Origin of the sequence: Muricoccus harenae, from assembly GCF_009848505.1 — a bacterium.
Classification (GTDB): Bacteria; Pseudomonadota; Alphaproteobacteria; order Acetobacterales; family Acetobacteraceae; genus Roseomonas; species Roseomonas harenae.
The window spans coordinates 15928-36032 of record NZ_WWDL01000020.1 but is presented as its reverse complement, the minus strand read 5'-3'; the positions used below and the strand labels follow the sequence as shown (position 1 = coordinate 36032).

Here is a 20105-nt window from a genome sequence, read left to right as displayed (position 1 = left end):
GACCGCGCCCCGCGCAGGCCCTCAGGCTTCCTCGCGCCAGAGGCATAGGAGCCCGACGATGGCGAAGCACAGCGGCGCGATCCAGGCGGCGGGCACCGGGCCCAGCCCGCCTGCCTCGCCGACCGCGTTCATCATGCCGCCGATGACGAGATAGCCCAGGCCGAGCATGAGTCCAATCGCCGCGCGCCGGGCGGCACCATCCTGCCGCGGCAGGCCGAAGGCCGAAGGCAAGGCCAGCAGCAGCATGATGAAAGGCTCCACCGCCATGGCCGCGGTGGCCTGCAGCCGCGTCGCATAGAAGGCCGGGCCCCGCGTGACGGGCCCTTCGCCCCGCCGGCCCGCCAGCAGCCGCCCAAGCGGCTGTGACTCCGTCGGGCTCGCCAGGTCCCGCATCGCCCGGGGCGGCGGCCCCTCCGGCCAGGGCAGCTCCACCATGCTGGCGGCGCGGGACTCGCCCGGCCGGACGAGGCGCACCTCCTCCAGCCGCCAGCCCTCCGGCCCATGGGCCGCGCGGCGCGCATCGATCCAGGCCAGAGCCCGGCCCTGCGCATCGCGGCGCACGAGCAGCACGCCCCCGAGCACGCTGCCATCCCGGGAGACCGCGTCCGCGGCCAGGATATCGGTGCCGTTGCGCAGCCAGAGGCGGCGCGGCAGGTCGATTGGGCGGTCCACCGCCTCCCGCCTGTCCCACCAGTCTGCCAGGGCCCGCTCCGCCCGCGGCGCGACGCCGAGCAGCAGCACGAGCTGCAGGGCCACGGCCAGGGCGCAGGCGGGCACCAGCGCACCCAGGATGCGCCAGCTGCCGATGCCCGCTGCCCGGATTGCCGTCATCTCCAGCGTGGCGGAAAGGCGCCGGAAGGCAAGGATCGCGCCGACCAGCACGGCCAGCGGGATGAGGCGCCCAATTGTGGTCGGCAGGCGCAGCAGCGCGTAGCGGCCGATATCCAGGATGCCCCCCCGGGCCAGCACGTCGCTCGCCTTGTCGAGCAGGTCCAGGAGCTGCAGCAGCGCTGCCAGCCCCAGCAGCACCGCCAGCGCCCGGCCAAGGAAGACCAGCGTCAGGTAGCGCCCGATGACCCTGGGAAAGATCACGGAGAGGCTCTCAGCCGCCGCGGCAGCCAACCTGCGACGATGCTCGCGATCGCATCGAGCCGGGCCAGCACGCTGTCGAAGGCCCCTTCATCCGGATGCCGGTTGCTGTGCCGGAAGATCGCGATGGCGAAGGCGGCGAAGAGCAGGAAGAGGATCCAGAGTGCGGGGCGCGGATCGATCCGCCCGACATCGCCCAGGGATTCCATCAGCTGCAGCGCCTGTTGATAGACAACCAGGATCACGGCACCCAGCAGGATGGCGACCGATCGCCGGGACCGCTTGGCCGCCAGCCCCATGGGCATCGCCAACAGCGGCAGGAGCAGAAGGGAGGCCGCACGCACGAGCCGCCCGTGCAACTCGCCCTCCATGCGGCGGCGCGCCACTGGTGGGTCCGACGAGGCGTCGGCCGCCCAGAGTTCCCCCAGGGTCATCTCCCGCTCATCCACGCCCCGCATCCGGAAGATGGGAAGGCGCCGGACGAAGGGCCGGGACTGGGCCGAGCTGGCGAAGCTCAGCGTCGAGGTCTCCCCGTTAGGAAGGCGCGTGACCTGCTGCCCCTCCTCCAGCTCCATCATCAGCTCGCTCGCCTCGGGGCTGACCAGAAGCCGCCCCGTGGCGGCGGTGGTCAGCACCTCGGCGCCATCCTCCCGCCGCTGGTGCAGGAACACGCCGTGCAGGAGCCCGCCCGCGGCATCGCGGCGGTCGACGAACACCGTCAACTGCTTGCCGATCTGCACGAATTCCCCGGGTACCAGCGTGGCGTTCCAGCCCGCATTGGTCAGCGCATGGAAGGCCGCGCGATAGGCATAGCGGCTGAGTGGCTGGACATAGCCGTAGAGCCCGACACCAATCGCCGCGCAGAGCAGCCCGACCGCCAGGAACGGCCAGCTCAGCCGCGCCAGCGAAAAGCCTGAGGCCTGCAGCGCATCCAGCTCATGGTCCTGGCTCAGCCGCGCGACGACCACATAGACGGCGAGGAAAAGGGCCGCCGGGACCGCCAGGCCGAGGTAATGCGGGATCAGGTAGAGCAGCAGCTCGACGATGGAGGAAGCAGGGCTTCCGGCACCGGCCAGCAGGTTGAACAGCCGCAGCAGCCGCTCCATCAGCAGCGCCGGCAAGACCAGCAGCAGCGTCCCCGCGAGCGGCTTCGCCAGAAGCCGCAGCATGTAGCGGCTGACCAGCCCGCTCGCGGCCGGTGGCCCCCGGTCGATGCCGGCGGCGGGTCGGCGGCTCACGCTCCGGCGGCTGCCCAGGCGTCGCGCAGGCGCCGGAGGAGGTCGTCGCGCAGCGCATCCTCCGGCTCCACCGCCTGGCCCAGCGCCGGCGGGCCGGGCCAGCCCGCATCGGGGAAGCTGCGGCCGAGATGGGTGCGCTCGCCGCTGTAGCGGGGGATGACGTGGAAGTGGACGTCCGGGTCCACCATCATCAGCATGAGGTAGTTGATCTTCTCATAGCCGACGAATTCCCGCAGGATCGCCTCGATCCGGGCGACGGCGGCATGCAGGTCGGCAAAGGCCGCGGGACTGGCGGCGCTGAAGCTGGTGACCGGCTCGCGGCAGATCAGCACCAGCGAGCCGAGCGTGACCTGCTGCGGCCGCAGAAGCACGGTCCAGTGGTCGGTCTCGCCGATCAGCGTGGCGGGATAACCGAATTTGGTGAGCGTGGCGCTTGGCATGTGGAATCTCGCGCGGCCGGTATCACGGGTAAGCCAGGCGGGCCCTGGCACAGCCCGGGACCACTTCGGGCGGACTATAGGTGCTGGCCCCAGGCCCCGCCAGTTCGGGCCCGGCGCCGGGTTTCCGCCAGGGGTACAGCCAGGGTCACAGCCGGTGCGCCTCGCGGTGCTGGCCCTCCTTTTCCTGGCAGTCCCGCTGCTCGCGGGCGCCGGCCTGGCCCGGGCGGCCGAGCCCCGCGCCACGGCCTGCGCCGCGCCGGAAGCGCCGGCAGGACCAAGGCTGCGGGTGACGGTCACCGGAGCGCGCCGGGTGGCGGGCAATGTCACCGTCACGATCTATGGCCCCCGGGCTGAGGCCTTCCTGGCCCGCCGCGCCTATCTGGCACGCCAGCGCATCATGCTGCGGGCCCCCTCGGTGGAGGCCTGCTTCGCGCTCTCCGCGCCCGGCGACTACGCCATCGCGGTCTATCATGACGAAAACAATGACCACGACTTCAACCGCAACCTGATCGGCATACCCGCCGAAGGCTACGGCTTCTCCAACGACGCCCCGACCACCATCGGCCTGCCGTCCTTCAGCGATGTGCGCTTCACCGCGCCGCCGGGTGAATCCCGCATGACGATCCGGCTTCGCTACTGACCGACGGCGCCAGCCGCCGCGTCCAGTGCCGGGCATCGCGGAAGGCGCCGGTGGCCGGATCCTGGAGACGGAGGGTGGTTTCGAGCTGCCAGCCTTCCCCGCCCCGACTGATCCGGTGCAGCTGCCAGCCTGGCCTTTCGCGCCCGGTGGCCAGGGCCTGCGGTGTGCCCAGCACGGGCACCGGGCCCGCCGGCCCTGGAAGCTCGTCCTGGAGCGGAACGTGGTGATGCCCATGCAGCACCAGCTCCGCCCCGTGTCGGCCGAGGATGCCGCGCAGCGCCGCACGGTCGCCCAGCGCCTTGCGCCGCCCACCCGGCCCTAGGGCGGGCGGATGATGCACCAGCACGACCCGGAACAGCCCCTCGCGACCCATGGCATCGAGCAGCGCCGGCAGGCGGGCAAGCTGCGCCGCGCCCAGCCGACCTGCCGCCGAGCCGGGCATGGTCGGCACCGCGGAGGAAAGCCCGATCAGCGCCAGCGGCCCGCGGCGATGCAGGAAAGGGAAGGGAACGGCGCCCGGGGCCGGCGCGTCATCCGTCATCCAGGCCTGCCAGGTTCCGATGCCGGCGGCCCATGGCACGGCCACTGTCGCGTCATGGTTGCCCGGCACCACCGTCAGCCGGTCGGGCGGGCCCAGCCGCTCCAGCCAGTCCCGCGCGGCCGCGAACTCCGCGGGCAGGGCAAGGTTCGTGAGATCGCCCGTGACCGCAATGTGGTCGGCGCCGGAGGCCGCGATATCCGCCAGCAACGCATCGGAGGGCACCGCCCGCTGGCGCTTGCGCCGCCAGGCCAGATAGGCCAGCAAGCGCTTCCCCGCGAGCTGCCCGAGCGGGCGCAGAGCCCCAGGGGGAACAGGCAGGTGCAAGTCCGAGAGGTGCGCGAGGATAAAGGACATGGGGCGCCCCAATCTCGCCCGTCCGCCGCGCCGGCGCCAGCCGCGCCCGTGGCCCGGCTGCTGGGGGAATCGCCTGTCCCGATCTGGAGCATGCCCGGCTCCGTCCTGCTCCGCCGGGCCCTCGGTCGGGCCGGGATCGCGGATGTCGCGCCCTGGGACGGCGCGGGCGCACCCAATGGGACTGGCCTGCTCCTCCTGCGGGCGGACCATGTCTTTGACGCGTCGCTGGTCGCCGGCCTGGCGAAAAGCCCGGGCGTGCTGCTCTGCCGGCCGGAGGATGGCCGGCCAGTCGCGGCGCATCTGCCGGCCGGGGCATCCGCCGCCGCCGTCGCGGCCGCGCTGGAAGCAGGACGCGAGGCGGCGGACGCGGCCTTCGCCGGGCTGAAACCCTTACGGCCCGCCGCGCTGACGGAGAGCTACAACAAGGCGCTGCGCAAGCGCGGCAACCCCTATCTCCTGCGGCTGGCCCCCGAGACCCGCCGGGCGGCCGAATGGGAGATGTTCGGCGGCTCCTACAAGGGCGTCACCGATGCCATCACCAAACATGTCTGGCCCCGTCCCGCCTTCCATGTCGTGCGGGGCTGCGCCGTCCTTGGCATCACGCCGAACCAGGTGACCCTGGCGAGCCTGGTGCTGGTCTTCCTGGCGCTCTGGCTATTCGCGGAAGGCTATTTCCTGCCTGGGCTGCTGGCCGCCTGGGTGATGACCTTCCTCGATACGGTGGACGGCAAGCTGGCGCGGGTGACGCTGACCTCGACGCCCTTCGGCAATGTCTTCGACCACGCCATCGACCTGATCCACCCGCCGTTCTGGTGGCTCGCCTGGATCTATGGCCTGGGCGCCGCGGGCCTTCCGCTCGCCCATCCCGTAACGATCGGCGCCATCGTCTTCGGCGGCTATGTGCTGCAGCGGCTGCAGGAGGGGCTGTTCATCGCCCTCTACGGCATGGAGATCCATGTCTGGCGCCGCTTCGACAGCTTCTTCCGACTGTGGATCGCGCGGCGGAACCCGAATCTGCTGCTGCTCAGCCTGGGCACCCTGGCCGGGCGGCCCGATCTGGGCATGCTGGCGGTCGCGGCCTGGACGGTCTTCGGCTGCCTCGAGCAGGTGGTGGTGACGGTGCAGGCGGGGCTGGCGCGGCGCCGCGCACCGCTGCGCTCCTGGCTGGAAGGATGAGCGCACCCGCCGGTGCACGACGCATCGGCCTTATCACCAACCCGATGAGCCGCTCGCTGCGCGAAGGGCGGTTCGGGCTCGGCGCGCAGGCGGAAGGACTGCCGCGGGCGGCACCGGCCACCCGGGCGGAGTTGAGGACGGCCCTGGCGGGCTTTGCGGCCGAAGGGGTGGATCTTCTGGCCGTGCAGGGCGGCGACGGCACGCTGCGCGAGGTGCTGACGGCCCTGCCGGCAGCCTTCGGCGAGCATCCGCCCAAAATCGCGCTGCTGGCGACGGGGAAGACCAACCTCGCCGCGCGCGTGCTCGGCACGCCAGGCCCTGGGGAGGCGGCGCTCGGGCAGCTGCGGGAGGCGGCCGGGCGTGGAACGCTGAGCAGGAGGCTGCTGCCGGTGCTGGAGGTCGCGAGGCCGGGACTTGATGGAGCGGAACCCTTGCGCGGCCTGCTCTTCGGCGCCGGTGCCTTCACCGAGGCGAAGCTGCTGGCCGAACGGGCGCTGCACCGCCGCGGCATCCATGACCGTCTCGCGGTGCTGCTGGCCCTGGCGGGCATTGCGCGGCGCGCGGTTTGGCAGAGCGACCATCCGCTGCGGGCCGGCGCGCCCATGACCGTGGCGCCGGAAGGCCTGCCGCCGCATGAGGGCCACCGCTTCCTGGTGATGGCTACCTCCCTCGACCGGCTGATGCTGGGTCTCTGGCCCTTCTGGGGAGAGGGGCAGGGGCCGGTGCGCTGGCTCGATGTGGCGGCACCGCCGAAGCGTCTGCTGGCGGCGCTCTGGGCAGCCCGCCAGGGTCGGCCGCGTCCCTGGATGCCGGGGGCGGGCTATCGCAGCGGCCAAGCGGAGCGGCTCGCTGTCCGTCTCCGCACAGGCTTCGTGCTGGATGGGGAAGTGTTCAACCCGGGGCCGGAGGGACTGATCCTTTCCGCGCCCGGGCACGTCGCCTTCGTGACGCCATGACGACGCCCACCCGTGACGCGCTGGAGGGGTTGGTCGCAGCCGAGTTGTCCCCCCCGCCGGAGCCGAACCCTGCCATGCTGGCCGCCCGGCAACTGGCCGAGGACATCCTGGCCCGGCACGGCACGGGCGTGGAGGCGGTGCTGTTCTACGGGGCCTGCCGGCGGGACGGTGACGGCTCCGGCCTGCTGGACCTCTATGTGCTGACCAGCGGGCGCAAGGCCTTCTACCGCCGCCCGCTGCTGGCCTTCTTCAACGCCCTTCTGCCGCCCAACGTCCTGCATTGGCGCTGCGACGGCCCGGCCGGTCCGGTCCGCGCCAAGGTGGCGGTGATGAGCCTGCGCCAGTTCGAGCGAAAGGTCCGCGCCGAGGCGCTGGACACCACGATCTGGGCCCGGTTCTGCCAGCCCTCCACCCTGGTCCATGCACGTGATCCGGCGGCCCGGCTGCGGGTGGAGAGGGCGGTGGCCCAGGCGGTGGAGACCGCGGCCCTCTGGGCTGTGCGGCTGGGGCCGCCCGCCGGCACGCCGGATGAATATTGGCGCGGGCTCTTCGCCCATACCTATCGCGCCGAGCTTCGCGCCGAACGCGGCAACCGGCCGGACCGGCTGCTCGCCACATCGCCTGACTGGTACAGGCGGGTGCTGCCGCCCGCTTTGGCCCGGCTCGGCCTTTCGGCTGCCACGGATGGCGAGGGGCGGCTGCGGCCAGGGCCGGTCGGCGACTGGAACCGGTCCTGGGCGCTGCGCCGCGCCTGCGGGAAGGCGCTGAACGTGATGCGCCTCGTCAAGGCCGCCTTCACCTTCGATGGTGGGCCGGACTACCTCGCCTCGAAGGTCGCGCGCCATTCGGGCGTGACGGTGGAGCTGACGGACTGGCAGCGCCGGCATCCCGTGCTCGCGGCGCCGCTCCTGCTCTGGCGGCTGCGGCGGCGTGGGGCTGTGCGCTAGGCTTCACGCCGGGCGCCGGCTGGCCTGGTCACCGAAGCCGCCGATAGAGCACCCGGTTCCGGTTCCCGATCTTCACGCTGCGGATCGGCTGGTACTCGGTCCGCAGTGCCTCGGACAGCAAGGCCCAGGATGCCGGATTGATCCGGGGACGCGTGGTGTCGGTCGTGGCGATGAAGGCGGGGCGCGAGGCCAGGATGCGGCGCAGCTCGGCCACGGGGTCGACGCCGATCCCGCCCACCTCCCGCAGGTCGTTCAGATGGGTCGGGAAGACGTAAGGGGTCGGCAGGGGACTTCGCGTGAGGAAGTAAAGGATGGTCTCGCCGTCGAAGACGTAGAGGGAGGCGCCGGGCGTCACCGCCTCGGCCAGTGCCCGGACCTCCGAGCCATTCCCGCGGGAGCGCAGGTGCATGGCGGTGATCACCCCGGTGGCGGTTACCGCCACGAGCGACAGCGCCAGCATGGCCGGAATGGGGCCCAGACGCGCCGCGGATGAGCCGAGCAGCGACGCGGCCGCGACAGAGAGCGGCACCAGCAGCGGAAGGGCATAGTGGTTGTAGTAAGTGCCGAACAGCAGCACGCCCGCCACGGCCATCGCCAGCCATCCGGCCAGGAAGCCCGCCACGCGAAGCGCCTCCGGCTTCCCGGCGGCACGGCGCGCCATCCGCAGCCCGAGCACGGCGCATGCGGCCAGGGGGAGCAGAAGCCCGGCCATGGAGGCCAGTCGCCCGAGCGCCGAGCCCACCGCTGCCGTGTTGCGCTGGAACACCGAGGTGAAGTTGGCGAAGACGAAGGCCTGGAGCTCGCCCATGGCGGCATAGGAGGCCAGCGCGGCCAGGGTGGGCAGCAGGGCGCAGGCAATCCAGGCGGCGGCGCAGAGCAGGAGACGCAAGGGAGCGGCACGCGAGCGCCATCCGGCCCAGAGAAGGGCGCAGCCGAAGAACATCCCCTCGAACACCGCCGTGTACTTGATCTGCATCGCCAAGCCGATGGCGAGCATCGCCGCGGCGCCGAGCCCGAGCAGCCGCGCCGGGGATCCAGGCCGCGCGACAGCCCATAGGGTCAACAAGGCGGCCCCGGCGACGGGAAGATTGTAGAAGATCGGCGACTGGCCGCCCTCGCCGCCGAAGACGTTCAGCCAGAGGATGTAGGTGATTCCGGCGAACAGCGCTCCCCGTGACGATGCGACCTCGGCAGCGATGCGCGTGACGAGGAAGGCGGTGCCGGCGGCGAAGAGTGTCGCCACGATCTGGTACTGGACGATGCCCTCGCCACCCAATGCGCGGATGGCGGCATAGATCAGGAACAGCCCGACGGGCTTTCGGTCCCAGACCCCGACATAGGGCAGCGTCCCCTGCAGCAATCGGTCGCCGACAAGCAGGTAGAACTGCTCGTCGCCTTCGATTACCGGGTTCCCGTAGAAGGCGAGGCGCGCCAGCACGGCCACCGCAAGCAGCAGCAGCGCCACGGCGAATCCGTTACGCCCGGATGCCGCGAAGGCCCCGGGCTGCAATCCGAGGGCTGACGGACGGGGTGCTGCCGCCTCCTGCATCGCCGGTCCTATGCCGCTGGCCGAGGGGAGCCCGAAGGGGCCAGGCTTCCTACTCCGCCGCGGCCAGCGCGCTGTGGAGCAGCCCCAGCGTCCGGCCCACCCGCGCGATGGCGGCGATGGCGGTGTCGATCTGCGCCGGGGTAAGGGCGGCACTGACGCTCATGCGGAGCAGCGGCTTCCCGCCCGGCGTGGCCGGCCCAAGGGCCAGGTTCGTATAGACACCTTCCGCCAGGAGGGCGTTCCAGAACATCACCGCGGTCTCGCGATCCGGCATGGGCAGCGAGACGATGGGGCTGGGCATGGCGCCCAAGGCGAAGCCGGCGACGGCAAGGCCGGCATGCAGCTGCTGCCCGTTCCGCCGCAGCCTGTCCCGCAGCTGCGGGTTCTCCTCCATCACCTCGATCGCCTGGAACACCGAGGCGACGATGGATGGCGGCAGCGAGGCCGTGAACATATAGGCGCGGGCGGAAAGGCGCAGGGCATCGAAGCCGTCGAGGTCGGAGGCACAGAAGCCGCCGATCGCGCCGAGGCTCTTGCTGAAGGTGCCGACGACGAAATCGACATCCTCCTCCACCCCTTCCGCCTCCGCGAGGCCACGGCCCTGTTCGCCAAGCACGCCGAGCGAATGGGCCTCGTCCACCAGCAGCCAGGCACCGGCCTCGCGCTTCACCGCGGCCATTTCGCGCAGCGGCGCGGTGTCGCCGAGCATGCTGTAGATGCCCTCGGCGACGATCAGCTTCTCGCCGGGTTGGCTGGCGAGCAGGCGCAGGCGGCGCCGGAGGTCGTCGGGATCATTGTGGCGGAAGCGCGTGACCTGCGCACCGCCGAGCCGAGCGCCGTCATAGATGCTGGCATGGCTGTCCGCATCCAGCAGCAGGTGGTCCCCGCGCCCGGCCAGGGCGGAGAGCGCGCCGAGATTGGCCTGGTAGCCGGTGGTGAAGACCATCGCCGACCGGCGGCGGAGGAATCTGGCCAGCCGCCGCTCCAGCGCCGCATGGCCACCATAGGTGCCATTGGCGATGCGCGAGCCGGTGGTGCCGGTGCCCTGCGCCTCGGTCGCCGCGACGGCGCTGTCGATGCAATCCTGGTCGAAGGTCAGACCGAGATAGTTATTGGTGCCGAGCAGCAGGATGCGCCGCCCGCCCAGCATCGCCTCGGTGGCGGACAGCACGGCATCGAAGGCCACGCCGAAGGGGTCCTGCCCAGCCGCGGACACGGCCGCGTGCTCGGCGCGAAGGGCTCGAAATTTTGCCAGCATGGTTCAGGAGGCCGCGGTTTCGCTGGTCAGCACGCGAACGAGATCTCCGATCGTCTCGATCTCCGCCATCCGGTCCATCGGGATGATGGTATCGAGGCGGGTTTCGAGCAGCATGATGAAATCAATGGCTCCGACGGAGTCGAAGCTCAGGTCGTGCAGGATGCTGGTTTCCATCGTCACAGGGCCGGTCAGCTTCCCTGATTCCTCGAGCGCCTCAGTGATCTCCCGCAGGGCCGCCTGCTCGTCCAGCATCGCCTTTTCCCCTGTCAATCACGCCCATGCCCCCCCGGGCCCGGGTGGTTAAAAGCTTCCCCGAACTGTAATGCAAGTTTTGTTCTGACCCCGCCGGAGCAGGATTGGCCAGCCATTGCAGGGCGGGCACAGCCTGCCCGGCCAGCAAGATCAGGGCTGAGAAGACCGAGGCAAGGCCGGCCCCCGCCAGCCCGAAAAGCCCCAGGCCGATGAGGGCGAGGGGCAGATAAGCCGCCGTGGCCACGGTTCGCAGCCGCAGCGCAAGGCCGTGGCGCTCGACCGAAACCAGCAGCGGTTCCAGGGCAAAGCCCGCGAAGCCGATGGACGCGGCGGTGGCCAGCAGCAGCATCACGGGATAGGCGCCGGAAGCCTCCGCCCCGCCCACGAGGCGGAGCAGCCATTCCCCCAGCGCAGCCAGGACCAGAAGCAGGGCAAGCGCCAGGGCGGCCGAGAGGCGGAGTCCCCGGCGGAGCAGCCGGCGCAGCGCCGCCCGGTCCTGCGCCGCCGCCAGCCGCGCCAGCTCGGGATAGAGGGCGGGGGTCAGGAAGCGGCTGGGCTTCAGCGCCGCCTCGCCGATCTGGCGCGCCAGGGAGAAGAGCGCGGCCTCGGCCGGACCGAGCATCCACCCGACGCAGAGCGTCGCGACATGGCTCGAGCCAAGGGAAAGCGTGGTCATCAGGTTCGTGGACCAGGCAAAGCCCCAGATCCCCGGATGCGCCTCCGTTGCGCGCAGGCGACGGCCCGCCGGGTCGGGCCGCAGCAGCCCATGCCGGGCCGTCTCCCGCCAGGCGGCGGCGATCACCACCAGCCCGCCAAGGACCGTCGCCGCGTACCAGGCGCCCAGGAAGCCGGGCAGCCCCGCGCCGAGCGCCACCGCGAGCGCCGCCCCTGCCAGCCGGAAGCCGGCTCCCAGCGCATCCCGTCGCGCCAGCAGGTCGAAGCGGTCGAACAGGCGGAGGAGGCCAATCGGCGCCGCCGTGACCAGGAAGGCCGTGCTGGTGGCATAAAGCACGGCGAGGGGCACGATTTCCGGTGGCCAGCCGAAGGACGGGCCGAAGAACCAGGCCGCGGCGGCACAGGCAAGGCTGCCCACCACGGCGGAGCCCAGGTCGAGCCCGGCGGTGAAGCGCAGCATGGCCTGGAACTCGGCCCGCCGCGCCGGCTCGGTGTTGCCGGAGCCGTAGCGCAGCACGGCCTGCCAGGATTGGAACTTCACGAGGGAGGAGGCGGTCTGCGCGAAGCCGTGCACCAGGACCAGCACGCCCATCTGCGTCGCGCCCAGGCTGTGCATGGCGATGCTGAAGGCCGCCAGATTGAGCAGCGCCGTCGCCAGCTTGCCACCGAGCACCAGCCCGGCATTCCGCAGGATGCGGCGGAACAGGACATCGCCCAGAGCGGGACCCGAGCTGTCGTTCATGCGGCAAGGTCCTGCAACCGGGCGAGGATCCGAGTGGCCCGGGCGTCCCAGGTATAGGTCGCGAGGAAGGCGGCGCGGGCCTGGTCGCCGAGCGCCGCGGCGCCGGAGGTATCGGCCAGCAGGGCACGGGCGGCGGCGGCCCAGGCTCCGGTCTCCCCGGGTGGCAGCAGCAGCGCGGTCTCGCCATCGCGCAGGATCTCGCGCAGCGCCGGAATGTCCGAGGCCAGGATGGGTTTTCCCGCCGCCATGTATTCGAAGAGCTTCAGCGGCGACATCCAGCGCCCGATCTCCCGTCCGGCCGCGGAGGCCACGCTGGGCGCCGGCGGGGCGAGCAGAAGGTCGAACCGGGCGAGATAGGACGGCACGAGGGCATGCGGCACATAGCCGTGCAGATGGAGATTGGCCCTCCCGGCGCAGCGGGCACGCCAGCTCGCCAGGTCCTTCTCCGTGCCGCCGACGGCATGCAGGTCGCATTCCGGCAGGGCCTCGGCGAGAGCCGCCACCATCTCCATGCCCTTGCCGGGATAGAGATGGCCGACATAGCCGAGCTGCGGCGCGCTTGGCCGGCCAGGCCAGGAACCGGGCGGCGGGGCGGGATCCGCCACCGGGTCTGCACCGTCATGCGCCACCATCACCGGCCGCCCGGCCTGGGCCGGGATGCCTGCGGCGTAGTCCTCGGCAAGGGCGCGGGAGATGGCGACCAGCAGGGCGAAGCGGGGCTGGCGGAAGAGCCAGGATTCGGCCAGGCGACGGGCACGCCGCAGGGGCAGGGCGTGGGTTTCGTAGGCGAGGGGCGCAGCGCTCCGGCCGATGGCACAGGCCAGGGCATAGGCGTGGCGGCCATAGATGAGGTCGGGCGGCGGCCGAGAGGCCATCGCCCGTGCCACGAGCAGGGGATAGAGCAGGTTTTTCGCCAGGGGCAGCGTGGGCGGCGCGCGCAGCACAAGGTCGAAACAGGGTTCGATCCCGTAGGCGGCGAAGATGGATGGCGCATCCGCCTGCCGGCCGCGGGCATAGAGCGTCACCTGATGCCCTGCCTTCGCGAAGGCACGGCACATCTTCAGCACGTTCACCGCGCTGGCGACCCGGGAGGGGAGGGCGGTCCCCGCCACATAGCTTATGCGCATGGCGCGCCGCGCACTCCACCACGCCCAGTACCCTTGTCCGGGCCCCGGCCGGTCTTCATCCTGTGCTTTTCCGGCAAGGTCAGATCTGGTTGGACACAGGGCAGAACCCGGACCGGCCGCGCATCTGGGCGCTGCTCGGCCCCCGGACCGGCGACAACAACCAGGTGCTGGCCCTGGCCGAAGCCCTGGGTGGCCGGGTGGAGCCGCTTCGCCTTCGCTATAACTGGCTCCGGCTGCTCCCGACGCGTTTCGGCGGTATTGGGCGCGCGAGCCTGGACGCCGCATCGCGCGCCCTTCTGGCCCCGCCCTGGCCGGATCTGGTCATCGGCGTGGGGCGGCGGAGCGTGCCGGTGTCGCGGTGGATCCGCGCCCGCTCCGGTGGCCGCAGCCGGATCGTGCAGATCGGCCGGCCGCGCTGCGACCCGGCGCGGTTCGACCTTGTGGTGACCACGCCGCAATACGGCGTTCCGCCAAGCCCCACGGTGCTCGAAGCCCCGATCTCCCTCACCCGGCAGACGCCGGCACGGCTGGCCGAGGCTGCGGCGCGGTGGGGCGGGCGGTTGCAGGATTTCCCGCCGCCGAGGCTCGCCCTGGTCCTGGGCGGCCATTCCTGGCCCTGGCGGCTCCACCCGGCCGATGCCGAGGCGGCTTGCCGGGCACTGCTCACCCGCGCCGGGGCGCAGGGCGGGAGCGTGCTGGCGATCGGCAGCCGCCGGACGCCGGATGCGGTCGAGCGCAGGGTCCGGGCCGTGCTCGCCGATGCGCCCGTGCCGACTGCCTTCCTGGGTGGCCCGGGCGCGGAGAATCCCTATTCCGCTTTGCTGGCCCTCGCAGATGAACTGGCTGTCACGGCGGACAGCGCGGCGATGCTGTCGGATGCGGTGGCGACTGGGAAGCCGGTCGGGCTCGTTCCGGTCCACTCGGCGGGGCCAGGGGGGGGCTGGCTGCGGCTGATGCGCGCCCTCCGCCTCGCCGATATGGGCGAGGGTGAGGCCTCGCCCATCCTTCGCACCGCCGGCCGGGCCTGGGGCGCGCTGGTACGGCGCGGCCTGGCCGGATGGCCGCGCGACCTCTGGTTCTTCTGGCGGATGCTCGACCATCACGGCCTCGTCGGAGAGGTGGACGCGCCGGCGCAGGGCCAGCCCCCGGTCGTGGCCGAGTTGGCGGCGGCGCGGATCAGGCGGCTGCTGCCGACGGACGCGGGAGGTGGCCCCGGTACCGATCCACCAGAACCATGGAGTCGGGCCGGATATGCCGCTCCCTGATCCCGTCCGCCACCTCTTCGCGGGTGACCGAGCCCCCATCGAGGCACTCCGCGAGGAGGGCGAAGAAAAGGGCCTCCTGCCGGGCATCGGGATGCGGGCGGTAGCGCGCATGGGCGGTCCAGAGCCGCAGGAGCGGCCGGACCAGCGCGGCCGGGATCGGGCCGAAGCCGCGCTCGCGCGGGGTGAAGTCCACCGGCAGCCCGGTCTTCCAGGGCTGGGTCCGGCGCTTGGTGGTGTGCAGCAGGCGGGTCTCGGGGCTCAGCCGGTCGAAGTCGTTCCAGACGGGATCGAGCAGCCCGATGCTCTCGCGCGGCTCGCGCCGCAGCTCGATCATCTCCACATAGTCCAGCCGGCCGGCGAAGAGATCCTCCAGCATTGGCTCGAAGCGCCAATGGGGCAGTAGCGCGCAGTCCAGCAGCATGACGCTGGTGGCCAGGTAGTCCGGCGCGCCGTTGTGTCCGGGCCGGGCGCGGCACCATATCGCCTTCCCTTCGCGGTCGCGGGCGAAGAGCTCGCCTACATCGCCGACCGCGAAGACATCAGGGTCCACCACAAGGCCGACGCCCCGATGGCCCATGGCATCGGGCACGGCGAAGCGGAGTGGGGTGAAGGATTGCAGGTCGTCCATATGCCAGACGCGGCTGTGTCCCCCGCGGAGGAAGCTCCGCCCCTCCGCCGCGCGCAGCGGGGCGGAGTGCTCGGCCTCGAGCAGCCGGACCTCGAAGGCGTCTGGGTCGCGGGCATTGCGGCGGAAGGAATGGGCCGACACCAGGGCGCCCAGCCGCTGCTTGGCATTGGTGTGGATGAAGACCACCGGCCGATTCATGGGGAGACGATCCGTGGGGGTGCTGGCCTGGCTCATCCAATCCTCCGGGCGTGTTTGGCGGCCCTCGCCCTGATGGTCGTGCCGCTGCTGGCCGGCTGCGCGGCGGAAGGCGGCGGCGCGCCGGCGGGGGTCGCACGGGATGCGCCACGGCCCGAGGCTACCACGCGGTTCGACGGCTGGTACCGGGGCCGGCAGCTTCCGCTCGCCCTGAGCCCGGCCTGCCGGGAGAATCCACGAAGTGTCTGGTTCCGCGTCGAGACCGGCGTCATCGAGATGCGCAGCTCGCGCCACCGGCATTCCGCCGTGCAGAGGCCGATCCTTGTCGGGACCGTCTCTCCCGGAGGCGAGGTGGCGCTGCGGGGAGATACGTCCGACCGGCTTGCCGCAGGACGGATCGATGGGGACCGGCTGACCGCATCGGACCAGTCGGGGCCCGTCGTCCCGCGGGAAGGCCACAGCCACTGCCTCCACCACTATGACGCAGCCCGCGCCGAGGCGATCCGGCGATAGCGCCGGGCTCCCTGGCGCTGGACCCCCTGGCACTGGACCGGAGTTCAGCCATGGGCCACCGCCCCGGGGAGGCCGAGGCTCGCCCACCAGTCCAGGGTTTCGCGCAATCCCGGCTGCAGCGCGATGCGGGGCGCCCAGACAAGGGCGGGAAGCTGCCGCTCCAGGCTCGAAGCCCAGTCGCGGTGCAGGATCTCATGGGCTTTCCCGCGGCCGAACAGGGTGACCTGGCCGGTGACGGAGGACCAGGCATCCGCCGCCGCGCCGGCGGCGAGCATCACGGAATCCGGCACCGGAAGGAAATGCGGCTTCCGCTGCAGCAGGTCGGCAACATGCTTCAGGATCTCGCGCCAGCCATAGCCGTTATGGCGCTCATCCGTGACCTCGAATGTCGTTGCCAGGGGGCCCGAGCGGCAAAGGGTGACGATGGCCTCGGCCACGTCCCTCGCATGGACGAAGCCGATCCGGGGCTCGGGCGCGCGGGGCACCGGCACGATGGGCGCCGAGGCCAGCTTGCACAGGGCGAGGCCGTCGCGGTCGCCTGGGCCGTAGATGACGGAGGGCCGCAGCACCACCCAGCGCCCCGCCTCCCCGAGCTCGGCGAGTGCTGCCGCCTCGCCAGCCCGCTTGCTTTCGGCATAGGCGGAGAGCTGCGGCTCCCGGGCGGCGAGGGAGGAGACCAGGACGCAGCGCGCGGAAGGCGCTGCCGCGGCGACGGCGGCGGCAAGCCGGGCGCTGCCGTCGCGGTTTACCTCGAAGAAATCCGAGCGCCGGGGGGCCTTGGTGAGGCCAGCGAGATGCACAACGGCCTGCGCTTCCTGGACGAGCCGACGCAACGTCTCCACATCCGCCAGGTCGCCGCGCACCAGCTCGACCGAAGGCGCCTCCGCCAGGGGCGCCGCTTGGCCCCGGACCAGCATGCGAACCCGCCAGCCCTCGCGCGCCAGGGCAGCGACCACATGGCGCCCGAGAAAGCCGGTCCCGCCGGTGACGGCCGCGAGCGGCGCGTCCGTCATCGCGGGGCGGCTGCCAACTCTGCGGCGGAAGGTGCGAAAGTCCCTTCGAGATAGCGGCTGCGCGCCAGGATGCGGCTGAGCTTGCCGGAGGAAGTGCGCGGCAGGCTCCCTCGCGGCACCAGGACGACGCGGGCCTCCACGCCATGCCGGGCGCGGAGCGTGCCCGCTGCCTCGGCCGCCAGGCGCTCGCGCTCGGCATTGCCGGGGGCGCCGGGCGCCTCGATCAGCAGGACGACCTGCTCCGTCCCCTCCTCCTCGACCGCGAAGGCGGCGACATCGCCGTCACGGACCGAAGGCAGGGCGTGCTCGACGGACCATTCCAGGTCCTGCGGCCAGACATTGCGGCCATTGACGATGATCAGTTCCTTGGCGCGCCCGGTGATCACGATCTGGCCGTCCAGCCGGTAGCCGAGATCGCCCGTATCGAGCCATCCGTCCGGCGAGAGGACAGCCACGCTCTCCTCCGGCCGGTCGTCATAGCCGCGCATCAGCCCCGGCCCACGCACCAGGATCCGCCCGATCCGGCGCTCCGGCAGGGCGGTGCCGTCGGCGTCACGGATCTCGACCTCGGTCCCGGGTAGGGGCGGGCCGCAGAGGGCGAAGGCCCGGATGCGGGCGCTTTCGGTACTGGCGGGAGCGGCGATCCCGTCGCGCTCCAGACGGTCGAGATCCACCGTGTCGGTCAGCACCCCGCTTCCAAGCGGCGTGAAGCTGATGGCGAGCGTCGCCTCCGCCATGCCGTAGCTCGGCACGAAAGCCTCCGCGCGGAAGCCGTCCGGGCCGAAGGTCTCCGCGAAGCGGGTGAGAACATGCGTGCGGATCATGTCGCCGCCGATGCCCGCGGCGCGCCAGGCGGATAGGTCGAGTGCCGGTCCCTTGGCGGGGTCAGGTCGCCCCCGCCGGGCGCAGAGCTCGTAGCCGAAGCTGGGGCTGTAGGAGAGGGTGCCGCGGTGGGCGGAGAGGATGCGCAGCCAGAGATGCGGCCGCCGCGCGAATTCCTGCGGCGAGAGGAGATCGACGGTCACCTGGCCGGCCAGCGGCGCGAGGAGGAATCCGACCAGACCCATATCGTGATAGAGCGGCAGCCAGGACACCGCCCGGTCCTCCGGCACGACCTTGAGGCCATGCTGCAGGATGGCCCGGATGTTCTCCATCAGCGCCCGCTCGGTCACCGCGATGCCCATGGGGAAGCGCGTGCTGCCTGAGGAGAATTGCAGATAGGCGATTTCGTCCTCGCCCGTGGGGGCGGGCAGGGGGGTGTCATCCAGGGCGGGTGCCAGCGCAGCGACGCTGCCGAAGGCCTTGAGCCCGGCCTCCTGCGCCAGGGGAGCCAGCCAGTTCTGCAGGGTGTCGGGCACGAAGAGGGCCGAAGCCCGTGCAGCCAGGGTCAGGCGCCGGATATGCTCGATATAGGTCTCGCGGCCCCCGAATGCGGCTGGCAGCGGCATCAGCGCCGGCACCATGCCGACATACTGGCAGGCGAAGAAGGCCCTCACGACGTCCGGATGGGTCTCGGCGACGATGGCGACCCGGTCGCCCCGCGCCAGCCCGGCATGCAGAAGGCGGCGCGCCAGGGCGATGGCATCCTGGCGAAGCTGGCGGTAGGGCAGCGCCGTCGTCAGATCGCCCCGCCCGTCATGGAAGCCGAGCCCTGTCACGCCCTCGGCGGCATAATCGAGAGCCTCGGCCAGGGTGCCGAATTGTCCCAGGCGCTTGGGAAGGGAGTTCAGTGACGGGAGGGGGGTGGCCGCCATCACCTCTTCCCCGCTGGCTCGGCGGCCAGGACCGGGAGGCTATCGTCCCAGGAGCGGGCAAGGGCATCGGCATTCGCCAGGTCCGCCGGGTAGTCGACCTCTCCCCAAGGGAGGCCCTCTATCGAGGTGACCGCCACCACGCCGGTCTGGGCCAGCCCATGAATCACCGAGAGGTACCAGCGGCGAAGCCCGTCCGGCTGCCTCAGCGCCGCCTCGAGCCCTGCGGCGAACATGGCTCCGCCATTGCCGCGGAACAGCAGCATGCCGATGGATTCGCCGTTCGTCTCGGCCGGCAGCAGCGTCTTTCCGATCGCCTTCAGTCGCGTTCCATCCACCGAGACCTTCATGTCGTCGGTGTCATAGGTCTGCTTGCGATCGATGGTCACGGTGATAGGGGCTTCGGGCGCCGCGAGAAGGTGCTGCAGCACCGGCGCCGCGAACAGGGTGTCGCCGTTCAGCAGCACCGTGTCCGGTGTCTGCAGCACGTCCCGGGCGAGGAAGCAGCTGCCGATGTTTTCGGCAACCGCGAAGAATGGATTGAAGATCGTGCCGATCCGCATGCCGGGAGGGGTGATGCCCGGGAGGGTTTGCTCCAGCGTGTCGGCTTCGAACCCGGTGACGAGGGTGACATCCCGAATTCCGGACGCGGCAAGTCCCAGAAGCTGCCACTCAAGAATTGTGCGGCCGGCAACACGAAGGAGGCACTTCGGAAGATGCTCCGTGAGCGGAAGCAGGCGTCGGCCCTGGCCGGCACATAGGATGACCGCCTTCAAACTATGATCCTTCGTTAGATCGGCTACCGCCACCCGACTAAGGCCTGAGCTCTCCGGGCTGGGCGTCATTGCACATGATTTCGCCGTCTACTACGGAGGTCGGCGCCCATTCCGCAAGCGGCCCGGCGCAGCACAGGAAGGCATGGCTGGGCCGCGCAGAGCAGGTCGTTCCACTTTTCTGGGCGTTATTGCGTAAATCAGCAACGGTGAGGTGCCAAGGTGGAGGAAGGAACGGGTTCTGGCCGGCCGCGGAGGCGGTACCTACGCGGAACTGGCGTGAGTACGATCGGGCCCTGGTCGCGCGGCGACCTGACAGTTTGGATCTTGCCCGATCTGCCTTGGCAAGGGGTGAGGGCACGGGCCGGCGTGGCCGGCCCCAGACCTTCACGGATGCTGCGATCCAGACGGTGCTGACGCTGAAGGTGCTGTGCCAATCGCCCCCACGGGCGGCCCAGGGCATGGCGGGCGGCCTGATCCGCTTGGCGGGCCTGGACTGGCGGGTGCCGCATGACAGCACTCTCTCGCGGTGTCAGAGGGATTTGACGGTGACGATCCCCTACCGTCCCCAGGCGGACCGCTGCACCTGGTTGTCGACAGCACGGGATTGGAGGTGCTCGGCGAGGGCGAGTGGAAGGTGAGGAAGCACGGAGCTGACAAGCGGCGCGTCTGGCGCAAGGTGCACCTGATCACCGACGCGGACAGTCACGAGGTGCGCGCAGTCGAGATGACGGGCCACCGGCACGGCGAAGGTGGGATCGTGCCGGGACTTCTGGCGCAGGTGCCGGAAGAGGAGAGGATCGGGGTCATCAGCGGAGATGGAGCTTACGACACCCGAGGGGTCTATGAGGCTTCTGCCGCCCGCGAGGCGGCCCTGGTAGTGCCACCGCGGCGCAACGGCAGGCCATGGAAGACGAGAACCACCGGCGCGGCGGAGCGCAACGAGAGCCTGCGCGCCATTAAGCGCCTCGGGCGACGGCGGT

Annotated in this window: 20 protein-coding genes and 1 pseudogene; 8 read left to right on the top strand and 13 right to left on the bottom strand. The window is 71.4% G+C overall.

Annotated features, from left to right (window positions below; translation table 11 throughout):
* Positions 1-21: 21 nt before the first annotated feature.
* The 3 genes from GSE44_RS15055 to GSE44_RS15045 are packed head-to-tail and all read right to left on the bottom strand — an operon-like array spanning position 22 to position 2767.
* Entirely contained in the window at positions 22-1092 is a 1071-nt protein-coding gene (locus tag GSE44_RS15055) for an LptF/LptG family permease (RefSeq protein WP_159349655.1), read from the bottom strand.
* On the bottom strand, positions 1089-2327 hold the full coding sequence (locus GSE44_RS15050; protein ID WP_159349654.1) for an LptF/LptG family permease: 1239 nt from the start codon (positions 2325-2327) through the stop codon (positions 1089-1091). Before GSE44_RS15050 ends, GSE44_RS15055 begins: the two co-directional genes overlap by 4 nt.
* A complete protein-coding gene (locus GSE44_RS15045; RefSeq protein WP_159349653.1) occupies positions 2324-2767 on the bottom strand; it encodes an HIT family protein in 444 nt (147 codons plus the stop codon). Before GSE44_RS15045 ends, GSE44_RS15050 begins: the two co-directional genes overlap by 4 nt.
* A 154-nt stretch (positions 2768-2921) precedes the next feature.
* Here GSE44_RS15045 and GSE44_RS15040 point away from each other — a divergent pair, with 154 nt between their 5' ends.
* Positions 2922-3407: a DUF2141 domain-containing protein gene (locus tag GSE44_RS15040; protein WP_201306080.1), complete on the top strand. Its 486-nt coding sequence runs from the start codon at positions 2922-2924 to the stop codon at positions 3405-3407.
* Here the strand turns inward: GSE44_RS15040 and GSE44_RS15035 are convergent.
* The gene (locus GSE44_RS15035; protein ID WP_159349652.1) at positions 3358-4302 is read right to left on the bottom strand and encodes a metallophosphoesterase family protein; all 945 of its coding nucleotides are present in this window, start codon (positions 4300-4302) and stop codon (positions 3358-3360) included. The genes GSE44_RS15040 and GSE44_RS15035 overlap by 50 nt on opposite strands.
* A gap of 90 nt (positions 4303-4392) precedes the next feature.
* On the opposite strand from GSE44_RS15035, the gene GSE44_RS15030 reads away from it, so the two are divergent.
* The 3 genes from GSE44_RS15030 to GSE44_RS15020 are packed head-to-tail and all read left to right on the top strand — an operon-like array spanning position 4393 to position 7381.
* The gene (locus GSE44_RS15030; RefSeq protein ID WP_159349651.1) at positions 4393-5478 is read left to right on the top strand and encodes a CDP-alcohol phosphatidyltransferase family protein; all 1086 of its coding nucleotides are present in this window, start codon (positions 4393-4395) and stop codon (positions 5476-5478) included.
* On the top strand, positions 5475-6434 hold the full coding sequence (locus GSE44_RS15025; protein ID WP_159349650.1) for a diacylglycerol/lipid kinase family protein: 960 nt from the start codon (positions 5475-5477) through the stop codon (positions 6432-6434). The genes GSE44_RS15030 and GSE44_RS15025 overlap by 4 nt, the downstream gene beginning before the upstream one ends.
* Positions 6431-7381, top strand: a complete 951-nt coding sequence (locus tag GSE44_RS15020; protein ID WP_159349649.1) for a hypothetical protein — start codon at positions 6431-6433, stop codon at positions 7379-7381. Before GSE44_RS15025 ends, GSE44_RS15020 begins: the two co-directional genes overlap by 4 nt.
* A 28-nt stretch (positions 7382-7409) precedes the next feature.
* Here GSE44_RS15020 and GSE44_RS15015 read toward each other — a convergent pair whose 3' ends face one another.
* The 5 genes from GSE44_RS15015 to GSE44_RS14995 form a co-directional block, all read right to left on the bottom strand.
* Positions 7410-8846 (bottom strand): hypothetical protein, encoded by a 1437-nt coding sequence (locus tag GSE44_RS15015; RefSeq protein ID WP_159349648.1) that lies wholly within the window; start codon positions 8844-8846, stop codon positions 7410-7412.
* A gap of 133 nt (positions 8847-8979) precedes the next feature.
* Positions 8980-10188, bottom strand: coding sequence for a serine palmitoyltransferase (spt, locus tag GSE44_RS15010; protein WP_159349647.1), 1209 nt, complete (start codon positions 10186-10188; stop codon positions 8980-8982).
* A 3-nt stretch (positions 10189-10191) separates the two neighbouring features.
* Positions 10192-10440 (bottom strand): acyl carrier protein, encoded by a 249-nt coding sequence (locus GSE44_RS15005; protein WP_159349646.1) that lies wholly within the window; start codon positions 10438-10440, stop codon positions 10192-10194.
* Positions 10403-11857 carry a lipopolysaccharide biosynthesis protein gene (locus GSE44_RS15000; RefSeq protein WP_159349645.1) on the bottom strand — a complete coding sequence of 485 codons (1455 nt, stop codon included), beginning with the start codon at positions 11855-11857 and terminating at the stop codon, positions 10403-10405. The genes GSE44_RS15005 and GSE44_RS15000 overlap by 38 nt, the downstream gene beginning before the upstream one ends.
* Positions 11854-12984, bottom strand: coding sequence for a glycosyltransferase family 4 protein (locus tag GSE44_RS14995; RefSeq protein WP_159349644.1), 1131 nt, complete (start codon positions 12982-12984; stop codon positions 11854-11856). Before GSE44_RS14995 ends, GSE44_RS15000 begins: the two co-directional genes overlap by 4 nt.
* An 89-nt stretch (positions 12985-13073) precedes the next feature.
* On the opposite strand from GSE44_RS14995, the gene GSE44_RS14990 reads away from it, so the two are divergent.
* On the top strand, positions 13074-14249 hold the full coding sequence (locus tag GSE44_RS14990; protein ID WP_159349643.1) for a mitochondrial fission ELM1 family protein: 1176 nt from the start codon (positions 13074-13076) through the stop codon (positions 14247-14249).
* Here the strand turns inward: GSE44_RS14990 and GSE44_RS14985 are convergent.
* The gene (locus GSE44_RS14985; protein WP_159349642.1) at positions 14161-15111 is read right to left on the bottom strand and encodes a hypothetical protein; all 951 of its coding nucleotides are present in this window, start codon (positions 15109-15111) and stop codon (positions 14161-14163) included. The genes GSE44_RS14990 and GSE44_RS14985 overlap by 89 nt on opposite strands.
* Positions 15112-15129: 18 nt before the next feature.
* On the opposite strand from GSE44_RS14985, the gene GSE44_RS14980 reads away from it, so the two are divergent.
* Entirely contained in the window at positions 15130-15585 is a 456-nt protein-coding gene (locus GSE44_RS14980) for a hypothetical protein (protein ID WP_159349641.1), read from the top strand.
* A gap of 44 nt (positions 15586-15629) precedes the next feature.
* On the opposite strand, the gene GSE44_RS14975 is transcribed toward GSE44_RS14980, so the two are convergent.
* The 3 genes from GSE44_RS14975 to GSE44_RS14965 are packed head-to-tail and all read right to left on the bottom strand — an operon-like array spanning position 15630 to position 19125.
* Positions 15630-16598: an NAD-dependent epimerase/dehydratase family protein gene (locus GSE44_RS14975; protein WP_159349640.1), complete on the bottom strand. Its 969-nt coding sequence runs from the start codon at positions 16596-16598 to the stop codon at positions 15630-15632.
* Positions 16595-18352, bottom strand: coding sequence for a fatty acyl-AMP ligase (locus tag GSE44_RS14970; protein ID WP_159349639.1), 1758 nt, complete (start codon positions 18350-18352; stop codon positions 16595-16597). The genes GSE44_RS14975 and GSE44_RS14970 overlap by 4 nt, the downstream gene beginning before the upstream one ends.
* The gene (locus GSE44_RS14965) at positions 18352-19125 is read right to left on the bottom strand and encodes a phosphocholine cytidylyltransferase family protein (RefSeq protein ID WP_235924844.1); all 774 of its coding nucleotides are present in this window, start codon (positions 19123-19125) and stop codon (positions 18352-18354) included. Before GSE44_RS14965 ends, GSE44_RS14970 begins: the two co-directional genes overlap by 1 nt.
* 74 nt (positions 19126-19199) lie before the next feature.
* Here GSE44_RS14965 and GSE44_RS26505 point away from each other — a divergent pair, with 74 nt between their 5' ends.
* Both GSE44_RS26505 and GSE44_RS26500 read left to right on the top strand, forming a co-directional pair.
* Positions 19200-19763: a transposase gene (locus GSE44_RS26505; protein WP_408015111.1), complete on the top strand. Its 564-nt coding sequence runs from the start codon at positions 19200-19202 to the stop codon at positions 19761-19763.
* Positions 19652-20095: pseudogene (locus tag GSE44_RS26500) on the top strand (transposase); the annotation flags it as partial. The gene GSE44_RS26505 and the pseudogene GSE44_RS26500, both read left to right, overlap by 112 nt.
* Positions 20096-20105: the final 10 nt, after the last annotated feature.